Raw genomic sequence first — 7,031 nt, forward strand, 5'->3', positions numbered from 1 at the left:
CCGCTGCCTTTCAGGGGCGCGGGGAACTGCGCGACCAGCCCCCACCGGGCCGCACCCGGCGACGAGACAGCGAACCCCGCAGACGGGGACCCGACCCGAACCGAAGGAGACCCGCGCGATGACGACAGCCCCCCGCCCAGACATACTCCGGGCACCCCTGATCGTGGAGTTCCCGTTCACCCGCTCCCTGGGCCCCGTCCAGAGCGCCTTCCTCACCGGACTCCGGAACAAGGTCACCCTCGGCGTCCGCACCCCGACCGGCAAGGTCCTCGTACCGCCCGTCGAGTACGACCCGGACACCGCCGAGGAGCTCCGCGACCTCGTCGAGGTCGGCGCCACCGGCACCGTCACCACCTGGGCGTGGAACCACGAACCGCGCCGCGGCCAGCCCCTCGACACCCCCTTCGCCTGGGTCCTCGTCAAGCTCGACGGCGCCGACACCGCCCTGCTGCACGCCCTCGACGTACCCGGTCCGGAGGCGGTCCGCACCGGGCAGCGCGTCCGCGTCCGCTGGGCGGCCGAGCGCGAGGGCGCCATCACCGACATCGCCTGCTTCGAACCGGACGACAGCACCACGGAACCGGCTCAAGCCGCCTCGCACCAGGGCGAGTTCGGCGACATGGTCACCGGCATCGTCACCCCGGCCCGGCTCGACTACGAGTACAGTCCCGGCGGCGCCCAGACCCGGTACATCAACGCCCTCGCGGACCGCCGCACCGTCGGCGAACGCTGCCCCTCCTGCCGCAAGGTCTACGTCCCGCCTCGCGGCGCCTGCCCCACCTGCGGCGTCGCCACGACGGAACAGGTCGAGGTCGGCCCGGCCGGCACCGTCACCACGTACTGCATCGTCAACATCAAGGCGAAGAACCTCGACATCGAAGTGCCGTACGTCTACGCGCACATCGCACTCGACGGCGCCGACCTCGCCCTGCACGGCCGCATCGCCGGGATCCCCTACGACCAGGTGCGCATGGGGCTGCGCGTCGAACCGGTCTGGACGGAGGGCGGGCGCTACCCCGACCACTACCGGCCGACCGGCGAACCCGACGCCGATTACGACTCGTACAAGGAGCTGATCTGAGATGCGGCCGCCGATCCGGGACATCGCCGTCGTCGCCTTCGCGCAGAGCGACCACCGGCGCACCACCGACGAGGTGTCGGAGGTGGAGATGCTGATGCCCGTGCTGCACCAGGTCCTCGACGCCACCGGCCTGAGGACCAGCGACATCGGGTTCACCTGCTCGGGATCCAGCGACTACCTCGCGGGCCGCGCCTTCTCGTTCACGATGGCGCTCGACGGCGTCGGCGCCTGGCCGCCGATCTCCGAGTCGCACGTCGAGATGGACGGCGCCTGGGCGCTGTACGAGGCGTGGACCAAGCTGCTCACCGGCGAGGCCGACACCGCCCTCGTCTACTCCTACGGCAAGTCATCGCCCGGCTCCGTGCGCGACGTGCTGACCCGCCAGCTCGACCCCTACTACGTGGCCCCGCTGTGGCCCGACTCCGTCGCCCTCGCCGCCCTTCAGGCACAGGCCCTCGTCGACGCCGGAGAGACCGACGAGAAGGCCCTCGCCGGGGTGGCCGCCCGCAGCCGCACCGCCGCCGCGACCAACCCGCACGCCCAACTGCGCGGCCCCGGCGTCCCGCAGGGCGACTACGTCGTCCAGCCGCTGCGCACCGGCGACTGCCCGCCCGTCGGCGACGGCGCGGCGGCCGTGATCCTCGCCGCCGGCGACCGCGCCCGCGAACTGTGCGAGCGGCCCGCCTGGATCCGCGGCATCGACCACCGCATCGAGGCCCACTCCCTGGGCGTCCGCGACCTCACCGACTCGCCCTCCACCCGGCTCGCCGCCGAACACGCCGGAGCCTTCGAACGACCGGTCGACACGGCCGAGTTGCACGCCCCCTTCACTTCGCAGGAGGTCGTTCTGCGCAAGGCGCTGCGGCTCGGCGACGACGTCGACGTCAACCCGTCCGGCGGCGCCCTCGCCGCCAACCCCGTCATGGCCGCGGGCCTCATCCGCATCGGCGAGGCCGCCGCCCGCATCCACCGCGGCGAGGCGCGGCGCGCCCTCGCCCACGCCACCTCCGGGCCCTGCCTCCAGCAGAACCTGGTCGCCGTACTCGAAGCTTCCGAAGGATCCGAAGGAGCGACCCGATGACCAGCACGGCACACAAGGAACCGGTCGCGGTCGTCGGCATCGGCCAGACCAAGCACGTCGCCGCCCGCCGCGACGTCTCCCTCGCCGGACTCGTCCGCGAAGCCGCCCGACGCGCCCTCGACGACGCCGAGTTGACCTGGGCCGACATCGACGCCGTCGTCATCGGCAAGGCGCCCGACTTCTTCGAGGGCGTCATGATGCCGGAGCTGTACCTCGCCGACGCGCTCGGCGCCGTCGGCAAGCCCATGCTCCGCGTCCACACCGCCGGTTCCGTCGGCGGCTCGACCGCGCTCGTCGCCTCGAACCTGATCGCGGGCCGCGTCCACGGCACCGTCCTCACCCTCGCCTTCGAGAAGCAGTCCGAGTCCAACGCCATGTGGGGACTCTCCCTGCCGATCCCCTTCCAGCAGCCGCTCCTCGCCGGCGCCGGCGGCTTCTTCGCCCCGCACGTCCGCGCCTACATGCGGCGCACCGGAGCCCCCGACACCGTCGGCTCCCTCGTCGCCTACAAGGACCGCCGCAACGCCCTCAAGAACCCCTACGCCCACCTCCACGAGCACGACATCACCCTGGAGAAGGTGCAGTCCGCGCCCATGCTCTGGGACCCCATCCGCTACTCCGAGACCTGCCCGTCCTCCGACGGCGCCTGCGCGATGATCCTCACCGACCGCGCCGGAGCGGCCCGCGCCCCGCGCCCGCCCGCCTGGCTGCACGGCGGCGCCATGCGCAGCGAACCGACCCTGTTCGCGGGCAAGGACTTCGTGTCGCCGCAGGCCGGCAAGGACTGCGCCGCCGACGTGTACCGGCAGGCGGGCATCGCCGACCCGCGCCGTGAGATCGACGCCGTCGAGATGTACGTGCCGTTCTCCTGGTACGAGCCGATGTGGCTGGAGAACCTCGGCTTCGCCGCCGAGGGCGAAGGCTGGAAACTCACCGAATCGGGTGTCACGGAGCTCGACGGGGACCTCCCCGTCAACATGTCGGGCGGTGTCCTCTCCACGAATCCGATCGGCGCCTCCGGCATGATCCGCTTCGCCGAGGCGGCGCTCCAGGTCCGCGGCCAGGCCGGGGAACACCAGGTGGACGGGGCCCGCAAGGTCCTCGGGCACGCCTATGGCGGCGGCGCGCAGTTCTTCTCCATGTGGCTCGTCGGCGCGGAGCCGCCCACGAGCTGAACACCGCCGCGCCTCGCGGCCTGTGCGGGGCCCGGCCCGGTCGCTACGCTGGCGCACGGACGACGAACCGGGAGGAGCACGGACGTGGCCGAGAGCACCATCGACCAGCACCCGCTCGCGGGGTGGGACAAGCCGGATCTGGACCTGAGCGCGGCGGACTGGCGGTCCAGCAGCAACGGCAGGGGCGACGTCCAGATCGCCTTCGTCGAGGGGTTCGTCGCGATGCGCAACAGCGGCAGCCCGCAGAGCCCCTCGCTGATCTTCACCCCCGCCGAGTGGGGTGCGTTCGTGCACGGCGCCCGCGAGGGCGAGTTCGATCTGACGTAGCCCGTCGTCCGCGGGCCCCTCACCGATTTCCCTCCGACACGTGACCTTCGGCCCTGTCCTGCGGCGCGCGCATGCGAAACCCTGGCCGCAGGAACAGCCGGTCTAACAGGGCACGGACACCGTGCCCGGTGTCGGAGGCGAAACCAGCCATGAGCACGCCGCACGCCCAGCCCGTAGTCGCCGCGGTCGACGGATCCGACGACAGCCGCAGAGCCCTCGACTGGGCCCTCGCCGAGGCGTCCCGGCGCGGCACGGCGCTGCGCGTCCTGCACGTGCGGCAGTACGCGCCGGCCGTGCAGCCCGGGGTGCTCGTCGCCGGGGGCGAGTCCCCCGAGCGCGAGGACCGGGTGCTGGAAGCCGTCCGCACCTCGCTCGTGGCGCGCGGCGGCGAACTGCCGCCCGTCGAGTACGTCAGCCGTGAAGGCCTCCCGGCCGCACTGCTGCCCGAGGAGAGCGCGCGGGCCCAGCTGCTCGTCCTCGGCTCGCGCGGACGCGGCGGCTTCGCCAGCCTGCTGCTCGGGTCGAACGGGGTCGCGACGGCCCGGGACGCCGACTGCCCCGTGGTCGTGGTGCCCCGGCCGGGCCGCCGGATCGACTCCGAGACGCCGCTGCCGGCCGGTCCGCGCGTCGTCGTCGGACTGCAGACCGACGACCCCGACGAGACGGCCCTGGCCTTCGCCTTCGCCCACGCCTCCCGCACCGGTGCGCGGCTCCACGTCGTCGCCGCGTACCCCTGGCCCGTACTGGCCTGGAGCGCGTTCGGCGACTTCACGCCGACGGTCCAGGACCAGAAGGCGGCCGAGCGCGAGACGCTGGACCTCGCCAATGACGCGCTCGTGGAACAGCGGAAGTCTCACCCTGAAGTAGAGGTCGAGCTGTACGTGGCGCCCGGCGACGCGGCGGGGCATCTCGTCGACGCCTCCCGCGAGGCGGAACTGGTCGTCGTGGGCCGGCACCGCCGCCGCCTCACCCGCCCCGCGCCGATGCTCGGCTCGGTCACGCACGCGGTGCTGCTGCACGCGGCGAGCCCGGTGGCGGTGGTGCCCCCGGCGCCGGAGGGGGACGAACCCGCCTGAGCCGGTCCGGCGAGCACCCGGTCGACGGCCGGTTCTGCCGTCCGCGGTGCCGCCACCCATGATCGGGCGGGACCGGGGTGGCGCGGGGTGTTCAGTGGGCGGCGTGGGGGACCGCGCCGCGCGTGAGGGTGCCGGTCGTGCACGCTCGACCGAGCCCGGCCGCGGAACGCCGGCTCGCCTGTGGGGATCTCAGCGCAGGACCACGCATCCGCGCCCGGTCAGCTCGTCGAGCAGGCCGGGCGCGACGTGCACGTCGTTCCAGCGCAGGTCGAGCTTCTCCAGCGCGGGGAGCTCCGTGATCCAGGCGGGCAGTTCGCGCAGCCGGTTGGCGCGCAGGTCCAGGCGGCGCAGTCGCGGCAGCGCGCGCAGGGGCTCGGGCACGTGCGCGAACGCGTTGTCCCGCAGCTCCAGCTCGCGCAGTTCCGTCAGGTCGCGCGCCGAATCCGGGAGAGCGGTCAGGGCGTTGCCGCGCAGCCACAGTTCACGCAGCGCGGACAGGCCGCCGATTCCGTCGGGCAGCGCCGTCAGCCGGTTGTCCTGGGCACGCAGCTCGACCAGGCCGGTCATCGCGGCGAGGGCCGGCGGCAGCGCCGTCAGCCGGTTCTCCCCGACGTTCAGATACGCCAGCCGGTCGAGCGCCCCCAGTGTGTCCGGCAGCTCCGTGAGGCGGTTGTCGTGCAGGTACAGGAAACGCGTCAGCTCCGGCAGCGTGCCGATCCGCGCGGGCACCGACGTCAGCAGGTTGTGGCCGAGGTCGATCGTGTGCAGCCGGGTGAGATCACCGATCCGGTCGGAGACCGCGGTCAGACGGTTGTCCGCCAGGAGCAGCACCTCCGTCTCCGGGTGGCGCCACACCTCGTCCGGCACGGAGTCCAGACCGGCCCGCCAGTAGTTCAGCACCTTCGGCACCGCTCCGCTCGCGGCCATCTCAGCCCTCGCCCCCACCCGCCGCCCGTCTAATGGTCGGCGCGGAATCTATCATTAGCGCGGGTCCTATGATGGCCGCATGCCAGACAACGGCGCCGCCCCCGACAGCACCCGGCTCGCCCTCGACCTCACCCTCACCGTCCGTCACGACGGCCACGGTGGCGTCGCCGACGACCTCACCACGCCCGACGGACTGACCGCCTGGGTCCGCGAGCGCGCCGACGCGCTCCCCGCCGGCACCGGCTTCCGCGCCGACGAACCGGCCCTCGAGCGGGTACGTGACCTGCGCGCCGCCGTACGGGCCCTCTTCGCCCGCGCCGTGCGCCCGGGAGAGCCGAGCCCCGCCGACGCCCGCCGCCTGCTCCCCGTGCCCGAGGCGCTCGCCCGGCTGAACGCGGCCGCCGCCCTGTGCCCCGTCGTCCCGGTGCTGACCTGGGACACCGCCGACGACGCGACACCCCTCGTACAGGAGCGCGCGGCGCAGGACGCACCGCCCGCCGACCTCCTCGTCGCCGCGCTCGCCCGCGCCGCGACCGCCTTCCTGGCGAGCGAGGACCGGACCCGGCTGCGGGCCTGCCACGCCCCGCGCTGTGTGCGCTACTTCCTCAAGGAGCACCCGCGCCAGGAGTGGTGCAAGCCCTCCTGCGGCAACCGCGCCCGGGTCGCCCGCCACCACGAGCGGCACAACTCCCGCACGGGACGGGCACCTCACAGCGAGTGAACCCCGACACGGGGCGAGCCGCCGAGTCGACGTACGATGGACCGCATGTCCTTCCTCCGCCGCCGCGCAGCGACCCCCGCGGGCCCCGACTTCGACGTCCTGGCCATGGACCCGGGTGACTGGCCGGGCAATCTCGGGGCCGGCCTGCTGCCCGCCCCCGACGGCTCCTGCCAGGGCGTGTTCCTGCGCTACGACCTGTTCGGCGGCCGCGGCCCCGCGATGATCATCGGCAACCTGCCCGAGGGCTCCCCGGCCCGGGACACCGCCGAGGGCGAGATCCCCTTCGAGGTGGCCCAGCTCCTGATCGCGCTGGAGAACGACGAGGAGGTCACCGTCACCGACGTCGAGGACGTCCCCGTGATGCAGGGCGACAACCTCCTCATCGTGCGCCGCCTCAAGCTGTCGGAGACCCGCATCTCCTGCGTCCAGTTCGACCGCAGCGACAACGTGCTGGTGACGATCGCCTCCTGGGACCGCCCCATCACCGACGACCTGTACGCGCTGCTCAAGCCGCTGCCCGCGGAGCTCTTCCAGCAGGGCTGAGCCCAGCTCCCACGACACACGACCGGGGCCGGGCCGCCGCCACCGCGGTGCCGGGCCCGCTACTTGACCCGCCGAGGCGGGAGGGCCAGGCAGCCGCGAC

Annotated in this window: 8 protein-coding genes; 7 read left to right on the forward strand and 1 reads right to left on the reverse strand. The window is 73.5% G+C overall.

Annotation, left to right across the window (positions count from 1 at the left end; translation table 11 throughout):
- Positions 1-118: 118 nt before the first annotated feature.
- The 5 genes from ACFW9D_RS16365 (at position 119) to ACFW9D_RS16385 (ending at position 4,740) form a co-directional block, all read left to right on the forward strand.
- Positions 119-1,081 carry a Zn-ribbon domain-containing OB-fold protein gene (locus ACFW9D_RS16365; RefSeq protein WP_384622539.1) on the forward strand — a complete coding sequence of 321 codons (963 nt, stop codon included), beginning with the start codon at positions 119-121 and terminating at the stop codon, positions 1,079-1,081.
- 1 nt (position 1,082) lies between these two features.
- Entirely contained in the window at positions 1,083-2,162 is a 1,080-nt protein-coding gene (locus ACFW9D_RS16370) for a thiolase domain-containing protein (RefSeq protein WP_384622542.1), read from the forward strand.
- Positions 2,159-3,337 (forward strand): thiolase domain-containing protein, encoded by a 1,179-nt coding sequence (locus tag ACFW9D_RS16375; protein ID WP_188340536.1) that lies wholly within the window; start codon positions 2,159-2,161, stop codon positions 3,335-3,337. The genes ACFW9D_RS16370 and ACFW9D_RS16375 overlap by 4 nt, the downstream gene beginning before the upstream one ends.
- Positions 3,338-3,421: 84 nt before the next feature.
- A complete protein-coding gene (locus ACFW9D_RS16380) occupies positions 3,422-3,664 on the forward strand; it encodes a DUF397 domain-containing protein (RefSeq protein WP_188340537.1) in 243 nt (80 codons plus the stop codon).
- 149 nt (positions 3,665-3,813) lie between these two features.
- On the forward strand, positions 3,814-4,740 hold the full coding sequence (locus ACFW9D_RS16385) for a universal stress protein (protein WP_384622547.1): 927 nt from the start codon (positions 3,814-3,816) through the stop codon (positions 4,738-4,740).
- Between the two features lie 189 nt (positions 4,741-4,929).
- Here ACFW9D_RS16385 and ACFW9D_RS16390 read toward each other — a convergent pair whose 3' ends face one another.
- Positions 4,930-5,667 (reverse strand): leucine-rich repeat domain-containing protein, encoded by a 738-nt coding sequence (locus tag ACFW9D_RS16390; RefSeq protein ID WP_384622550.1) that lies wholly within the window; start codon positions 5,665-5,667, stop codon positions 4,930-4,932.
- A 79-nt stretch (positions 5,668-5,746) separates the two neighbouring features.
- Here ACFW9D_RS16390 and ACFW9D_RS16395 point away from each other — a divergent pair, with 79 nt between their 5' ends.
- Complete coding sequence (locus tag ACFW9D_RS16395) at positions 5,747-6,388, forward strand: CGNR zinc finger domain-containing protein (protein WP_384622553.1); 642 nt, start codon at positions 5,747-5,749, stop codon at positions 6,386-6,388.
- Between the two features lie 45 nt (positions 6,389-6,433).
- A complete protein-coding gene (locus ACFW9D_RS16400; RefSeq protein ID WP_188340540.1) occupies positions 6,434-6,931 on the forward strand; it encodes a hypothetical protein in 498 nt (165 codons plus the stop codon).
- Positions 6,932-7,031 lie beyond the last annotated feature (100 nt).

The sequence above is a fragment of the Streptomyces sp. NPDC059524 genome (assembly GCF_042749255.1).
Lineage (GTDB): Bacteria > Actinomycetota > Actinomycetes > Streptomycetales > Streptomycetaceae > Streptomyces > Streptomyces xanthii.

Excerpts from the sequence above, each read along its gene's own strand:
- ACFW9D_RS16385 (WP_384622547.1), top strand. The coding sequence starts at position 3,814 with ATGAGCACGCCGCACGCCCAGCCCGTAGTCGCCGCGGTCGACGGATCC.
- ACFW9D_RS16375 (WP_188340536.1), top strand. The coding sequence starts at position 2,159 with ATGACCAGCACGGCACACAAGGAACCGGTCGCGGTCGTCGGCATCGGC.
- ACFW9D_RS16400 (WP_188340540.1), top strand. The coding sequence starts at position 6,434 with ATGTCCTTCCTCCGCCGCCGCGCAGCGACCCCCGCGGGCCCCGACTTC.
- ACFW9D_RS16365 (WP_384622539.1), top strand. The coding sequence starts at position 119 with ATGACGACAGCCCCCCGCCCAGACATACTCCGGGCACCCCTGATCGTG.
- ACFW9D_RS16370 (WP_384622542.1), top strand. The coding sequence starts at position 1,083 with ATGCGGCCGCCGATCCGGGACATCGCCGTCGTCGCCTTCGCGCAGAGC.
- ACFW9D_RS16390 (WP_384622550.1), bottom strand. The coding sequence starts at position 5,667 with ATGGCCGCGAGCGGAGCGGTGCCGAAGGTGCTGAACTACTGGCGGGCC.
- ACFW9D_RS16395 (WP_384622553.1), top strand. The coding sequence starts at position 5,747 with ATGCCAGACAACGGCGCCGCCCCCGACAGCACCCGGCTCGCCCTCGAC.